Genomic DNA, 13,271 nt, shown 5'->3' with positions numbered 1-13,271 from the left:
TATATTTTTCTATACTTAATGAGAAAAAAAAGGCAGAGAGAGATCTCTCTGCCTTATATATGCCTCTTAAGAATTCTCGCCGTCAGCAGAAGCTTCAGGAGCTGTTTCCTCAGCGGCAGGAGCTGCTTGCTCAGCCGGCTTGGGCTTAGGAGCTTCAGCTACTTCGCCAGCCTTGCGAGTCAATTCAATAATTGCCATGGAAGCGCAATCGCCAGCCCGGGGCAAACCCAGTTTTGCAATCCGGGTGTAGCCGCCATTTAATTCTTTAAACCGAGGTCCAATTTCATCAAACAATTTTTTGACGAGCTGGTGGTTTTCAAGAACCTTATAGGCTTGACGACGGGCGTGCAGGTCATCACGAGAAGACAGCGTAATCAACTTTTCAGCGATCTTACGCAATTCCTTGGCTTTCGCTTCGGTTGTCCGGATGCGCTCATAGGTCAAAAGAGAACGCACCATGTTGCGGAACATGGCATTTCTATGGGAAGAGTTTCTGCCCAGTTTTCTGCCCGATTTATTGTGCCTCATTATCTTGCTTCCTCTTAAGCCACTCTTGATACTTCTGTTCGAAATTATCCAGTTTCATACCGAAGTCAACGCCAAGCTCTTCGAGGACGCGGCGAATCTCTTCCAAGGATTTCTTCCCGAAATTCTTGGTTTTGAGCATTTCATTTTCCGTACGCTGCATGAGTTCGCCAACAAGAGAAATGTTGGCACTCTTAAGGCAGTTGGTAGCACGTACAGAAAGTTCAAGTTCGTCAATGCTTTTGAACAGATTCGGATTGAGTTCAAGATCGTCGCCGCTGTGTGAAGATTCACTTTCTGACTCTTTTTCATCGAAGTTGATGAAAACTGTCAGTTGTTCCTTCAATATCTTGGCACTATAGGCCAAAGCGTCATCCGGTGTAATAGATCCGTCAGTCCACACATCAAGAATAAGCTTGTCGTAATTGGTCATTTGGCCAACACGAGCTTGGTCGACAGTATAGGCGACTTTCTTGACGGGAGAATAACTTGAATCCATCGGGATAAGTCCGATCTCCTGGCTCAAGCCCTCGTGCATATCGGCAGGAACATAGCCCTTGCCCATGCGAACTTCGATTTCAATCTTGAATTCCTTGTCTTCGGACAGCGTGGCTATAGGCTGTTCCGGGTCAAGGACTTTCACATTCTGGTTCTCAATAATGGAGCTCGCGGTCACAACGCCCTTGGTGTTAGCCAGAAGCGTAAGATGCTGCGGTTCTTCCGAAGACATAGCGAACCGAACCTGTTTCAGGTTCAAAATGATATCGGTTACGTCTTCGAGAACACCAGGAATGGTCGTGAACTCGTGTTGAACGCCTTCTATCTTTACGGCGACAATGGCGGCGCCTTGCAGTGAAGACAAAAGAACGCGCCGCAAGGAGTTGCCTAGGGTCGTCCCGAAACCGCGTTCCAAAGGCTCGCAAATAAACCGGCCGTATGTGGAGGAAGATTTCGCGTCCCGAAAAAGCTTTTCAGGACGAACCAGCTCCGACCAATTGCGGGTGTTGATGAGCCTGTCACCGTTGCGGATAAGCATAATCTACACCTATTGGATTGAAATCCGGTTATTTGGAGTACAATTCAACAATGAGCTGCTCGTTGATAGGGAATTGCAGATCTTCCCGGGTCGGCAAGGTCGTGACTTTCCCTTTGAGATTCTCACCATCAACTTCAACCCAAGCAGGATTCCCACGGCGGGCTATAACTTGCTGGGCTTCGGCAATAACCGGAGATTTTTTGTTTTTCTCACGCACAGTGATTTCATCACCGACGCGGACAAGCAAAGACGGCACGTTGACACGGCGACCATTCAGCAGAAAAATGCCGTGACGAACAAGCTGACGAGCCTGATCGCGAGAGTTTGCAAATCCCATACGGTAAATGACATTGTCAAGGCGACGTTCCAAGAACATCAACAAGTTGGCGCCGGTAACGCCCTTGCTCAAGTCAGCACGATGGAAATAATCGCGAAACTGCTCTTCAAGGACACCGTACATACGGCGAACTTTTTGCTTTTCGCGAAGCTGAATAGCATAGTCGCTCATTTTTTTGCGAATACGACCATGTTGGCCGGGAGCGTACGGACGACGCTCGTGGGCGCATTTATCAGTATAGCAACGATCGCCTTTCAAAAACAGCTTGGCGCCTTCACGCCGGCAGAGGCGACATTTAGGTCCGGTATAACGAGCCAATTTTTCTTCCTCCTGAAGTATGCAGCGCAAGGCAGAACCGCACCAGTCCCTTCTTCCCTTCCATAAAATAAAGAAGTGCCGGTTGCGCTCGCCGCGCGAAAAATATCACTAGACGCGACGGCGTTTGGGAGGCCGGCACCCATTATGCGGAATGGGCGTAGTATCGCGAATGTAACTTACTTTAAAACCGGCGTTGTTGATTGCACGCATGGCGGCTTCACGTCCGGAACCGGGTCCATTGACCAGAATGCCGACGGTACGCATACCATGATCCTGTGCCCGGCGGGCAGCCTGCTCGGCAGCCATCTGCGCGGCAAACGGTGTGCTTTTGCGCGATCCCTTGAAGCCGGCACCGCCAGCAGTTGCCCAGCTGACAACATTGCCTCTGGGATCGGTAAACGTCACTATCGTATTATTAAACGTCGCCCGAATGTGGGCAACACCAACGGGAATGTTTTTCTTTTCTTTTTTCCCGGTGCGACGAGGTCTGGCCATAGAAATATCTCCGAATCCTGATGTGGAAACTGCCGCCGGCGTAATACGCCGTCAACAACAGTGGTTATTTTTTCTTCTTGCCAACAACGGCCCGACGGGGGCCCTTTCTGGTCCGCGAGTTGGTATGCGTACGCTGACCACGACAGGGCAAGCCACGACGATGGCGCAAGCCACGGTAGCACCCAATGTCCATAAGCCGCTTAATGTTAGCGGAAATATCGCGACGCAAATCCCCTTCGACCTTGTGATGCTGTTCGAGTTCCTTACGGATATCGTTCGTTTCATCAGCAGTCAGGTCGTCGCTGGATTTGGTCCAATCGATTCCGGTAGCATCCAGAATCTGAAGAGCTGTTGCACGACCAATGCCGTAGATATAGGTCAGTGCAATATCCATCCGCTTCGCTTTGGGAAGATCAATACCTGCAATTCGAGCCACAATGACACCCCTTTATCCTTGGCGCTGCTTGTGGCGAGGATTATCGCAAATAACGCGAAGCACGCCGTGACGCCGAATGATTTTGCATTTGGAACAAAGTTTTTTGACAGAAGGTCTGACTTTCATTTGGCTACTCCATCCAAAAATATGTTTCAGGAACCTCAATTTCAGGAAACACTCAAAATCGAAGGTCCATCCTTGGTAATGACAACGCTGTGTTCAAAGTGCGCAGACAAACTGCGATCCTTGGTGACGGCTGTCCACTTGTCGTCCAGTATTTCAATGTCGGGCGCACCGAGCGTCACCATGGGCTCAATGGCCAAAACCATGCCTTTTTTCAGTGGGATATCAGCCCCACCAGACGGTACAAAGTTCGGGATCTCCGGTCTCTCGTGCAATTTCTTACCGATGCCGTGACCAACGAAGCGTCGTACTACAGAAAAGCCATGCTTTTCAACAACATTTTGGACGGCTCGTGATATGGAAAACAGACCGTTTCCCTCTCGAGCCTCGCGTATGCCCTGCATAAGCGACATTCGAGCCACATCAACAAGCTTTTTTGCTTCAGCCGACACAGTGCCAACAGCGAATGTTCGGGCTGAATCTCCGTAAAACTCCTTGTAAATGACGCCCATGTCAAAACTGACCAAGTCGCCTACCTGAAGGACGCGATCCGAAGGAAATCCATGGACAACGACCTCATTTACGGAGCAGCAAAGAGCGTACGGAAATCCGTAGTATCCCTTAAAAGCAGGGATAACATGAAATTCTTCGCAAAGTCGAAGAGCTTCTTCTTCAAACACCATGGTCTTGAGACCGGGTGCAATCATCTTTCCCAACGCATCTAAAATGCGTGAAACGATCCGATTGGCTTCGCGAAGAATTTCAATTTCGGAATCATTTTTCAAAACGATTCCATTATATACGTTCAAGGTCACCGCCTACCCTTGATTCGACCTTTTTGTACAAGTCCCTCATATTGGCGGGAAATGAGATAGGACTCGATTTGTGACATGAAGTCCATGGCGACACCGACAACGATGAGTAACGATGTTCCACCGAAATAAAACGGTACATTGAACTGCGCTATCATAACCATCGGGAGCACACAAACAGCTGATATATACAGAGAACCCCACAAAGTAATGCGGGTGAGTACTTTGTCAATATACTCCCGAGTCTTCGCACCAGGTCTGATCCCTGGGATAAACCCGCCCTGCTTGCGTATATTGTCGGCTATCTGCTTGGGATCAAAAATAATCGCCGTGTAAAAAAAGCAGAAAAAGACAATGAGACCGACAAAAACAACATTATACAGGATGGTTTGTGGCCTGAACATATTTGAAAATGTGTTCAACCACTCGACTTGAGAGAAGTTTGCAATTGTTGCCGGAAAAAGGAGGATGGAAGACGCGAAAATAGGTGGTATAACACCCGCAGTATTCACTCGAAGAGGAAGGTGGGTCGTTTGTCCACCATACATTTTTCGCCCAACCATCCGCTTGGCATATTGGATGGGTATCCGCCTTTGGCCTCGCTCCATAAAGACAATTGCAACAAGTACGGCGACCATGAGTGCAATCATAAAAACAAGTACGAAAACACTCAATTCACCAGCTTTGAGCAATTGGAACGTATTGATAACAGCTCGAGGAAAACCGGCAACAATACCGGCAAAGATGATCATAGAGATACCGTTGCCGATGCCTCGCTCAGTCATCTGCTCGCCGAGCCACATCAAAAAAACCGTTCCTGCGGTCAAAGTGATGACGGTCATAAGCCGAAAAGCCCAACCAGGGTCTATAACAACAGGCGCACCAGTTGGACTGGTCATATTTTCAAGGCCAACAGCAATACCAAAACCTTGAATGACCGTTATAAGAACGGTTCCATAGCGGGTATACTGGGTAATCTTTTTTCGGCCTTCGGCACCCTCTTCTTTCTGCATCCGTGCAAGTTCAGGACTCACGACCTGAAGGAGTTGCAAAATAATGGATGCAGAAATGTAGGGCATAATGCCCAAAGCGAAAATCGACAGGTTGCGTAAACCACCGCCTGAAAACATGTCGAACAATCCGAAAAGTGTATTCTTTGCACTTTCGAAAAAGTCGGCCAAGGCGATGGAGTCCACGCCCGGAACCGGGACGTGGACGCCAATGCGGTAAATGAAGAGAAGAAAAAACGTCCAAAGGAGTTTTTTCTTCAACTCCGGCAACCGCGCCAGATTTTCTACACCGCTCATGGACACGTTATGAATCCGCCTGTTTTTCCAAGGCGTTGGCCGTACCGCCGGCCTCGGTGATTTTCTGCTGGGCACTTGCGCTGAACTGATGCGCTTCAACCGTAACAGCACGGGTCACGTCACCGCGACCAAGTACTTTCACAGGCATGCCCTTGCGAGCTAAACCACTTTCATAAATAGCATCCAGAGTAATTTCAGCCTCATTCTCGAAAACTTCAAGGAGGCGATCAATATTCACCGGAGCATATTCAACGCGAAAGGGATTTTTAAACCCGCGCTTGGGAAGGCGGCGTGCCAGAGGCATCTGACCACCTTCAAACCATGCTTTGGTTCCGGTGCCAGCACGTGCGTTCTGGCCCTTGTTCCCTTTACCGGATGTGCAACCCCATCCCGAACCTCGGCCGCGGCCGATACGCTTTCTTTCTTTGCGTTCTTCAGGAAAAGGATAGATTTCATGCAGTCTCATGATGCTTCAACCTCAACCAGGTGTTTGACCTTTTCGACCATTCCCTGGACTGCAGAAGTGTTGGGCAACTCTTTGACCTGCCGAATGGAACGCAGTCCCATGGCGGCCAATGTCTTGCGCTGCTTGGGTGTACACCCGATTTTGCTGCGCACCAATTTGACCTTGATTGTCGCAGACATATCGTTACTTCCTCGGAGTCATGAGTTGTTTGCCGCGCAAGGCACCGACATATTCTGCACTACGAATAGACTCAAGACCGGCCATGGTCGCCCGAAGCACATTGTGCGGATTGTTGGTGCCAATAGCCTTAGTCAAAATGTCATGAATGCCAACCGCTTCCATAATAGCGCGAACCGGTCCGCCAGCAATGATACCCGTCCCTTTCGAAGCCGGTTTCAGCATAACCCGGCCAGCTCCGAAGCGACCCAACACCTCATAGGGCAACGTGCCATCAATAAGGGGGATCTCGACCATTGATTTCTTGGCTTGCTCAGAAGCCTTACGAATGGCTTCGGGGACTTCGTTGGCTTTTCCAAGCCCGTATCCGACCGAGCCTTGACCGTCTCCAACGACAACGAGAGCGCTGAAGCTGAAACGCCGGCCGCCTTTGACGACCTTGGCTACGCGATTAAGGTAGACGATCTTCTCGATATGAGTGAGTTCAGCTTGTTCCATAAGGAATATACCTTGATCGTTAGAATTTAAGGCCCGCTTCGCGCGCTCCGTCGGCCAAAGCTTTAATACGGCCGTGGTAGAGATAGCCGTTTCTGTCGAAGACGACCGACTCAATATTGAGATCTTTAGCCTTCACAGCGAGGTCCTTGCCGACTTTGGCGGCAGTTTCACGATTGGGGGAGAGTTTGCCTTCGGTCTTCTTCAGGCTCAAAGTCGAAGAAGAGCACAAAGTCTCGCCCGTCAGATCGTTAACGATCTGAGCATAAATGTTCAGATTCGAACGATAAACCACCAATCGAGGGCGGGACGGCGTGCCATTGATTTTCTTGCGAATGCGCACCTTGCGGCGCTTACGCGCATTTTCTTTGCTGTATTTCATAGCCGTCACCTATTTCTTGCCGCCGGATTTGCCGGCTTTGCGGCGAATCTGTTCATTTTCGTACTTAATACCCTTGCCCTTAAACGGTTCGGGCGGACGGACACGACGAATTTGAGCAGCAACTTCACCGACGAGCTGTTTGTCGATACCGGAAATGGTCAGTTTAATCCCCTCAGCCTTGGCTTCAATACCAGCGGGCAAGGGAAAGTCAACAGGATGCGAATAGCCGACGTTCAAGACGACACTCTTAGCCTGGACAGAAACTTTGTAACCAACACCGATGACTTCAAGGGTCTTGCTGAACCCTTTCGTAACACCTTCGACAGAATTGAAGAGAAGGGTCCGACGCAGTCCATGCTGAGCGCGTGCTTCGCGAGTCTCGTCAACACGATTGACAGTTACAGAACCGTCTTCAATCGCATAAACGATCTTGGGGTGGACAGCGGTTGTCAATTCACCTTTCGGTCCCTTTACGGAAACGATCTCATCGGTGACCTTGACCTCAACCCCTTTGGGAATCTCGATGACTTTTTTACCAATTCTGGACATGGTCAACCCCTACCAGATTTCACAAAGAAGTTCGCCACCGACGTTCTCACTGCGTGCCGCGTAACCGTCAAGGATGCCCTTCGACGTGGACAAAATGCAGATTCCGAGTCCATTCTGGACATCGGGAATATCGGAGACACCGACATATACGCGACGACCAGGTTTGCTGATCCGTTTGGTGCCCGCCACCAAGGGTTTCCCCGAGGAGTACTTGAGCTTCACGACCAGTTTGGCGTCTTCAATGGAATAGTCAGTAATATAGCCTTCATCCTTCAAAATGCCAGCAATAGCAGCTTTCGACTTCGAAAGGGGCATTTCAAGGGAATCATGCAGGGCCTGATGCGCGTTGCGTATGCGTGCGAGCATATCGGCAATAGGATCCGTCACGGACATGATAGACTCCTTACCAGCTTGATTTACGCACGCCGGGCAGTTCGCCGGAAAGCGACATGTTACGGAAACAAATACGGCAGATGCCAAACTTACGCAAAAACGCACGGGGACGACCGCAGATAGGGCAGCGGTTGTAGGCCCGGCTGGAAAATTTTGGCTTGCGGGTGGCTTTCACCATTAGGGCTTTGCGTGCCAAAACGAATCCTCCCTATTTTTTAAAGGGCATACCAAGCAGGGTCAGAAGGGTCTTGCCTTCTTTATCCGTGCCCGCTGTCGTAACGACAGTAATGTTCATGCCCTTAATGTTTTCAACCTTATCGATATTAATCTCTGGGAAGATAGAATGCTCTTTGATTCCCAGAGTAAAATTGCCACGGCCATCAAATCCACGGTCGGGAATTCCGCGGAAGTCGCGTACGCGCGGAAGTGCAAAATTGACGAGTTTATCGTAAAAGTCCCACATCATGTCACGTCGAAGCGTCACACGCACACCTACTGGCATGCCTTCACGAAGCTTGAACGCGGCAATGGACTTCTTCGCCCGGGTGATGACCGCTTTCTGGCTAGCAATCAAAGTAAGTTCATTGACTGCTTCTTCGATAAGCTTGTTGTTTTGGCTGCCTTCACCAAGCCCCATGTTTAAAGAAACAAATTTGAGCTTGGGGATCTGCATGGGCGACTTGTACCCGAACTCTTTTTGCAAGGCCGGTACGACCTTCTCAGAGTAATTCTGTTCGAGGCGCGTCATTTCCTTGATCCCTACTTCGTGTCTAAAACTTCGTTACATTTCTTGCAGAAACGGACTTTTTTACCATCTTCAGTCATCTTGTATCCTACACGAGTCGGTTTCGCGCAGGCATCGCACATGAGTGCAACGTTAGAGATGTCCATAGCGGCTTCCTTTTCCACAATACCACCGGCGGTTTGGGCATACGGATTGGCTTTGGTGTGGCGCTTAACCAAGTTCACCTTTTCAACCAATACACGATCATGCTTCGGGAGAAGTTTCAGCACTTTGCCGATCTTCCCTTTATCCTTGCCAGCGATAACCATTACCTTATCGTCTTTCAGAATGCGGTACTTTTTGCTCATAGTGTCACCGCCTTAAAGTACTTCCGGAGCCAAGGAAACAATTTTCATGAAGCTCTTTTGACGGAGTTCACGAGCAACCGGTCCGAAAATACGGGTGCCGACGGGTTCAAGCTGATTGTTAAGCAACACAGCAGAATTGTTGTCGAACTTAATATAGGAGCCATCAGGACGACCGACTTCCTTTTTCGTACGAACAACAACGGCCTTCATCACGGCACCTTTTTTGACCTTGGAATGCGGCATGGCTTCTTTAATCGAAACCACGATAATATCGCCGACACTGGCATAACGCCGACGGCTGCCGCCAAGGACCTTGATGCAGCTCACTTTTTTTGCGCCGGAATTATCGGCGACATCGAGCTTGGATTCAACCTGGATCATGGCCTTTGTCCCTATACGGCTTTTTCAAGAATTTTGACCAAATGCCATCTCTTCCGTTTGGAGAGAGGCCGAAACTCGATGATTTGCACCTTGTCGCCGATGCCGCACGCATTTTCAGGATCGTGTGCCATCAATTTTTTACGACGACGAATGTATTTTTTATACAGCGGGTGCTTCACCAACGTTTCAACGCGGACTACGACGGTTTTATCGGACTTGTCCGAAACCACGACGCCGGTGAGTTTACGGCGATTGGATTGGAGAATACTCTCTTCCATTTATGACTCCCTGCCGCTTTCCTTTTCCTTGAGCACCGTAAGAATGCGAGCGATATTTTTTTTCACTTCGGGAATTCGGTGCGTCTTTTCAAGCTGCGCCGTTGCGTGCTGAAAACGAAGTTTGAAAAGTTCTTCGCGGTTTTTTGCCAGTTCTTCAGTCAATTTCTGCGCATCAAGTTCGCGCATTTCGCTCATCTGCATGATTTACAACCCCTCCTTGAACACGATCTTCGTCTTCACGGGAAGTTTGTGCGATGCGCGAACCAAAGCGGTTTTGGCCAATTCGAGATCGACGCCCTTGACTTCGTAAAGAATGCGACCCGGTTTCACCGGAGCATACCAACCAGCCGGAGCGCCTTTCCCTTTCCCTTGACGAACTTCAGCCGGCTTGGCTGTGAACGGTTGGTCAGGGAAAATACGAATCCAAACTTTCCCACCACGTTTGATGTGGCGCATAATAGCAATACGTGCGGATTCGATCTGCTGGCTCGTCAGCTTACCGTGTTCCAGAGATTTAATGCCGATTTCACCGAAATCAACACTATTACCACGTTGTGCTGCTCCGCGAATACGCCCTTTTTGGCGTTTGCGGAATTTCGTCTTTTTGGGGCTAAGCATTACTGTTCCACCTCTTTATCCAAGATCTCGCCCTTGGAGATCCAGACTTTGACACCGATAATACCATAGGTCGTCTTGGCCGTAGCCAGACCATAATCGATGTCGGCGCGAAGAGTCTGCAAAGGAACGCGACCATCGCGGTACCACTCGGTGCGGGCGATTTCGGCACCGGCCAGACGGCCAGCACACGCAACCTTAATCCCTTCAGCACCGAATTTGCGTGCCAATCCGACGGTGCGTTTCATAGCACGACGAAAGGCAACACGGCGTTCAAGCTGCAGAGCGATATTTTCGGCAACCAGCTGAGCATCAATTTCAGGACGGCGAATTTCGTTTACTTCAACGGTAAATTCCCGACCAAAATTACGCTTAAGGTCCGCACGAACTTTTTCGATTTCAGTACCTTTACGGCCGATCACGATGCCAGGACGCGCAGTGTGAATGATGAGGCGAATTTTGCCGCCAGCGCGCTCAATTTCAATCTTGGAAATCCCGGCGTGATACAGCGTCTTCTTGACGAATTTGCGAATTTTATTGTCTTCGTAAACAAAAGCCGGATAATCTTTTTTGCTAAACCAGCGAGACATCCAGTTTTTGTTGTACCCGAGCCGGAACCCGTAGGGATGAACTTTCTGACCCATGACCGCTCCTAACTTTCCTCGACAATAACCGTAATATGGCTAGTGCGTTTTAATATCTTGAACGCCCTGCCCATAGACCTAGGCATAATACGCTTCCAAGTGGGACCTTCGTTAACAACGACATCCTTAACGCGAAGCGTGTCGACATCGACTCCCGAGATCTGTTCGGCATTAGCAACAGCCGAAGTCAGGACTTTGTTCAAGATCGAGGCCGCTTTTTTGGGCGTGAACTTCAAAATGTTCAGGGCATCCTCTACCGGTTTCCCCTTAATATTGTTGGCCACCAGGCGCGCTTTGCGGGGAGATACGCGGATGAATTTGGCCTTAGCTTTGGCTTCCATGTCCGTAACCCTTCAGGCAAAGCTATTTTTTGCCTTTGCTTTTCTTGTCAGCAGCATGCCCGTAGTAGGTCCGGGTCGGAGAGAATTCTCCCAGCTTGTGGCCGACCATGTTTTCAGAAACAAAGACGGGAACAAACTTTTTGCCATTGTGAACAGCAAAGGTCAGTCCAACCATCTCAGGGATAATAGTGGAACGACGCGACCAAGTTTTGATAACGCGGCGATCCTTCGTTTCCACGGCAGTTTCCACCTTTTTAATAAGGTGGCCGTCAAGGAACGGTCCTTTTTTGAGCGAACGAGGCATTGGCGTCTCCTACTTTTCCCCGCGTCGCTTGACGATAAGCTTGCCGGAGGACTTTTTGCGGTTTCTGGTTTTGTAACCCTTCGTGGGAACACCCCAAGGCGAAACAGGATGACGACCGCCAGAACTGCGACCTTCACCACCACCCAACGGGTGATCGACGGGGTTCATGGCCACACCGCGAACTTTGGGACGACGACCAAGCCAACGATTGCGACCAGCTTTGCCGATGGAGATGTTCTCGTGCATCACATTGCCGACCTGACCAATGGTGGCCAAGCAGGTGACCAGCACGTTGCGGACTTCACCTGAAGGCAGGCGCAAAAGAGCGTATTTCCCTTCTTTAGCAACAAGCTGGGCATACGTTCCGGCAGCACGGCACAGTTGGCCGCCGCGACCGGGGTAAAGCTCGATATTATGCAGAAGCGTACCGACGGGAATCTTGGCCATGGGCAACGCATTGCCGGGCTTGATATCCGCGCCTTCGCCGGCGGAAATAACATCCCCTACCTGAATTCCAACAGGCGCAAGAATGTAACGTTTCTCGCCATCAGCGTAATGCAAAAGACATATTCTCGCGCTACGGTTCGGGTCATATTCGATGGTGGCGACTTTCGCCGGGACATCGAATTTATTACGCCGAAAATCGATCAAACGATACAGGCGTTTGACACCGCCACCGCGACGGCGCGAAGTAATCCGGCCGTAATGGTTACGACCAGCTTTTTTAGTAATCCCGGTGACAAGGCTCTTTTCGGGTGTGGTCTGCGTGATATCATCGAAGGTATCGACCGTTTGAAAGCGCCGTCCGGGAGACGTGGGTTTAAGCTTGCGCATAGCCATAGCTAGACTCCCTCGAAAAATTCAATTTTTTCACCCGGAACCAACGTCACGTAGGCTTTTTTGTACCCGGAAATTTTGCCCACAGCACGACCATGACGACGACGCGTCAACGGACGGCGGCGAACAATATTGACATCAGCCACCTTGACGCCAAATGCAGCTTCAACAGCGCGTTTGACCTCAATTTTGTTGGCCTCTGGAGCAATATAAAACACAACCTGGTTCGCCACTTCCTTGGCCAAGGTCGCCTTTTCTGAGATCAGAGGCTTTATGAGTATCTGTGCGTAGTTCATGATTATTTCAACCTTTCTTGAACCTCTTTCGCGGCGCCCTCAAGAAAAATGACATGCTCATGTCGCAGTACATCGTAAACATTGAGCATATCTTGGCGGACAACCTTGATTCCGGAAATATTGCGTGCAGAAAGCTCAAGAGTGTTATCAGAACCAGGGAGCACAATCAAGGCTTTTTTCACACCAAGCGTATTAACCACGTTGGCGAACAGCTTGGTCTTGGCTTCGGGCAACTCAATCTTGTTAACAACCATGAGTTCATCGCCACTGACCTTCGCAGAAAGAGCCATACGCAATGCCAAACTCTTGACCTTCTTATTCACCTTAAAGGTGTAATCACGCGGCTGCGGACCATGGGCCACAGCACCACCGCGCCACAAAGGAGACCGAGTAGAGCCGGCACGAGCACGGCCCGTACCTTTTTGGCGCCAAGGTTTTTTGCCACCACCGGTGATGACTTTTCGGTTTTTTACGCTGTGCGTGCCAGTGCGTTTGGCTGCCAGCTGGGAACGGACAACGAGATGCAGAATTTCTGGCTTGGCAGGAATTTCGAAAACTTCCGGAGCAAGCTCCATCTCGCCGACTTCACGCTTGTCTTGATCGTATATTTTGACGGTAGCCATGTTCAGATC

Annotated in this window: 27 protein-coding genes; all 27 read right to left on the bottom strand. The window is 49.9% G+C overall.

What is annotated here, in order from left to right; translation table 11 throughout:
* Nucleotides 1-66: 66 nt before the first annotated feature.
* On the bottom strand, nucleotides 67-528 hold the full coding sequence (rplQ, locus tag G451_RS0121530) for a 50S ribosomal protein L17 (protein ID WP_027185864.1): 462 nt from the start codon (nucleotides 526-528) through the stop codon (nucleotides 67-69).
* Nucleotides 515-1,561, bottom strand: a complete 1,047-nt coding sequence (locus G451_RS0121525) for a DNA-directed RNA polymerase subunit alpha (RefSeq protein ID WP_027185863.1) — start codon at nucleotides 1,559-1,561, stop codon at nucleotides 515-517. Before G451_RS0121525 ends, rplQ begins: the two co-directional genes overlap by 14 nt.
* A 28-nt stretch (nucleotides 1,562-1,589) precedes the next feature.
* Nucleotides 1,590-2,216: a 30S ribosomal protein S4 gene (gene rpsD, locus G451_RS0121520; protein WP_027185862.1), complete on the bottom strand. Its 627-nt coding sequence runs from the start codon at nucleotides 2,214-2,216 to the stop codon at nucleotides 1,590-1,592.
* Between the two features lie 108 nt (nucleotides 2,217-2,324).
* On the bottom strand, nucleotides 2,325-2,711 hold the full coding sequence (rpsK, locus tag G451_RS0121515) for a 30S ribosomal protein S11 (RefSeq protein ID WP_027185861.1): 387 nt from the start codon (nucleotides 2,709-2,711) through the stop codon (nucleotides 2,325-2,327).
* Between the two features lie 64 nt (nucleotides 2,712-2,775).
* Entirely contained in the window at nucleotides 2,776-3,147 is a 372-nt protein-coding gene (gene rpsM, locus G451_RS0121510) for a 30S ribosomal protein S13 (protein ID WP_027185860.1), read from the bottom strand.
* A gap of 12 nt (nucleotides 3,148-3,159) precedes the next feature.
* On the bottom strand, nucleotides 3,160-3,273 hold the full coding sequence (rpmJ, locus tag G451_RS0121505; protein WP_027185859.1) for a 50S ribosomal protein L36: 114 nt from the start codon (nucleotides 3,271-3,273) through the stop codon (nucleotides 3,160-3,162).
* Nucleotides 3,274-3,314: 41 nt separating this feature from the next.
* The gene (map, locus tag G451_RS0121500; protein WP_034643486.1) at nucleotides 3,315-4,079 is read right to left on the bottom strand and encodes a type I methionyl aminopeptidase; all 765 of its coding nucleotides are present in this window, start codon (nucleotides 4,077-4,079) and stop codon (nucleotides 3,315-3,317) included.
* A 2-nt stretch (nucleotides 4,080-4,081) separates the two neighbouring features.
* Complete coding sequence (secY, locus tag G451_RS0121495) at nucleotides 4,082-5,395, bottom strand: preprotein translocase subunit SecY (RefSeq protein WP_027185857.1); 1,314 nt, start codon at nucleotides 5,393-5,395, stop codon at nucleotides 4,082-4,084.
* 1 nt (nucleotide 5,396) lies between these two features.
* Nucleotides 5,397-5,855 (bottom strand): 50S ribosomal protein L15, encoded by a 459-nt coding sequence (gene rplO / locus G451_RS0121490; protein ID WP_027185856.1) that lies wholly within the window; start codon nucleotides 5,853-5,855, stop codon nucleotides 5,397-5,399.
* A complete protein-coding gene (gene rpmD, locus G451_RS0121485; protein WP_027185855.1) occupies nucleotides 5,852-6,034 on the bottom strand; it encodes a 50S ribosomal protein L30 in 183 nt (60 codons plus the stop codon). The genes rplO and rpmD overlap by 4 nt, the downstream gene beginning before the upstream one ends.
* Before the next feature lie 4 nt (nucleotides 6,035-6,038).
* Complete coding sequence (rpsE, locus tag G451_RS0121480; protein WP_027185854.1) at nucleotides 6,039-6,530, bottom strand: 30S ribosomal protein S5; 492 nt, start codon at nucleotides 6,528-6,530, stop codon at nucleotides 6,039-6,041.
* Between the two features lie 19 nt (nucleotides 6,531-6,549).
* A complete protein-coding gene (gene rplR, locus G451_RS0121475) occupies nucleotides 6,550-6,909 on the bottom strand; it encodes a 50S ribosomal protein L18 (RefSeq protein WP_027185853.1) in 360 nt (119 codons plus the stop codon).
* A 9-nt stretch (nucleotides 6,910-6,918) separates the two neighbouring features.
* Nucleotides 6,919-7,458, bottom strand: a complete 540-nt coding sequence (rplF, locus tag G451_RS0121470) for a 50S ribosomal protein L6 (protein ID WP_027185852.1) — start codon at nucleotides 7,456-7,458, stop codon at nucleotides 6,919-6,921.
* Between the two features lie 9 nt (nucleotides 7,459-7,467).
* Entirely contained in the window at nucleotides 7,468-7,851 is a 384-nt protein-coding gene (gene rpsH / locus G451_RS0121465; RefSeq protein ID WP_027185851.1) for a 30S ribosomal protein S8, read from the bottom strand.
* A 10-nt stretch (nucleotides 7,852-7,861) separates the two neighbouring features.
* The gene (locus G451_RS33880; RefSeq protein ID WP_084448706.1) at nucleotides 7,862-8,047 is read right to left on the bottom strand and encodes a type Z 30S ribosomal protein S14; all 186 of its coding nucleotides are present in this window, start codon (nucleotides 8,045-8,047) and stop codon (nucleotides 7,862-7,864) included.
* A 12-nt stretch (nucleotides 8,048-8,059) separates the two neighbouring features.
* Complete coding sequence (rplE, locus tag G451_RS0121460; protein ID WP_027185850.1) at nucleotides 8,060-8,599, bottom strand: 50S ribosomal protein L5; 540 nt, start codon at nucleotides 8,597-8,599, stop codon at nucleotides 8,060-8,062.
* Between the two features lie 11 nt (nucleotides 8,600-8,610).
* The gene (rplX, locus tag G451_RS0121455; protein WP_027185849.1) at nucleotides 8,611-8,943 is read right to left on the bottom strand and encodes a 50S ribosomal protein L24; all 333 of its coding nucleotides are present in this window, start codon (nucleotides 8,941-8,943) and stop codon (nucleotides 8,611-8,613) included.
* Nucleotides 8,944-8,955: 12 nt separating this feature from the next.
* The gene (rplN, locus tag G451_RS0121450; RefSeq protein ID WP_027185848.1) at nucleotides 8,956-9,324 is read right to left on the bottom strand and encodes a 50S ribosomal protein L14; all 369 of its coding nucleotides are present in this window, start codon (nucleotides 9,322-9,324) and stop codon (nucleotides 8,956-8,958) included.
* Nucleotides 9,325-9,335: 11 nt separating this feature from the next.
* On the bottom strand, nucleotides 9,336-9,602 hold the full coding sequence (gene rpsQ, locus G451_RS0121445; protein WP_027185847.1) for a 30S ribosomal protein S17: 267 nt from the start codon (nucleotides 9,600-9,602) through the stop codon (nucleotides 9,336-9,338).
* Nucleotides 9,603-9,803, bottom strand: a complete 201-nt coding sequence (gene rpmC / locus G451_RS0121440; protein ID WP_027185846.1) for a 50S ribosomal protein L29 — start codon at nucleotides 9,801-9,803, stop codon at nucleotides 9,603-9,605.
* Between the two features lie 3 nt (nucleotides 9,804-9,806).
* Nucleotides 9,807-10,220, bottom strand: coding sequence for a 50S ribosomal protein L16 (gene rplP / locus G451_RS0121435; protein WP_027185845.1), 414 nt, complete (start codon nucleotides 10,218-10,220; stop codon nucleotides 9,807-9,809).
* Complete coding sequence (gene rpsC / locus G451_RS0121430; RefSeq protein WP_027185844.1) at nucleotides 10,220-10,861, bottom strand: 30S ribosomal protein S3; 642 nt, start codon at nucleotides 10,859-10,861, stop codon at nucleotides 10,220-10,222. The genes rplP and rpsC overlap by 1 nt, the downstream gene beginning before the upstream one ends.
* An 8-nt stretch (nucleotides 10,862-10,869) precedes the next feature.
* Complete coding sequence (gene rplV / locus G451_RS0121425) at nucleotides 10,870-11,202, bottom strand: 50S ribosomal protein L22 (protein WP_027185843.1); 333 nt, start codon at nucleotides 11,200-11,202, stop codon at nucleotides 10,870-10,872.
* A gap of 22 nt (nucleotides 11,203-11,224) precedes the next feature.
* On the bottom strand, nucleotides 11,225-11,506 hold the full coding sequence (gene rpsS, locus G451_RS0121420; protein WP_027185842.1) for a 30S ribosomal protein S19: 282 nt from the start codon (nucleotides 11,504-11,506) through the stop codon (nucleotides 11,225-11,227).
* A 9-nt stretch (nucleotides 11,507-11,515) separates the two neighbouring features.
* Nucleotides 11,516-12,346 (bottom strand): 50S ribosomal protein L2, encoded by an 831-nt coding sequence (rplB, locus tag G451_RS0121415; RefSeq protein WP_027185841.1) that lies wholly within the window; start codon nucleotides 12,344-12,346, stop codon nucleotides 11,516-11,518.
* Between the two features lie 2 nt (nucleotides 12,347-12,348).
* On the bottom strand, nucleotides 12,349-12,639 hold the full coding sequence (gene rplW / locus G451_RS0121410; RefSeq protein WP_027185840.1) for a 50S ribosomal protein L23: 291 nt from the start codon (nucleotides 12,637-12,639) through the stop codon (nucleotides 12,349-12,351).
* Between the two features lie 2 nt (nucleotides 12,640-12,641).
* Entirely contained in the window at nucleotides 12,642-13,262 is a 621-nt protein-coding gene (gene rplD, locus G451_RS0121405) for a 50S ribosomal protein L4 (protein WP_027185839.1), read from the bottom strand.
* Between the last annotated feature and the right edge of the window lie 9 nt (nucleotides 13,263-13,271).

The sequence above is a fragment of the Desulfovibrio inopinatus DSM 10711 genome (genome assembly GCF_000429305.1).
GTDB lineage: Bacteria > Desulfobacterota > Desulfovibrionia > Desulfovibrionales > Desulfovibrionaceae > Alteridesulfovibrio > Alteridesulfovibrio inopinatus.
The sequence above is the reverse complement of the archived record's forward strand: the minus strand, read 5'-3'. Positions and strand labels throughout refer to the sequence as shown.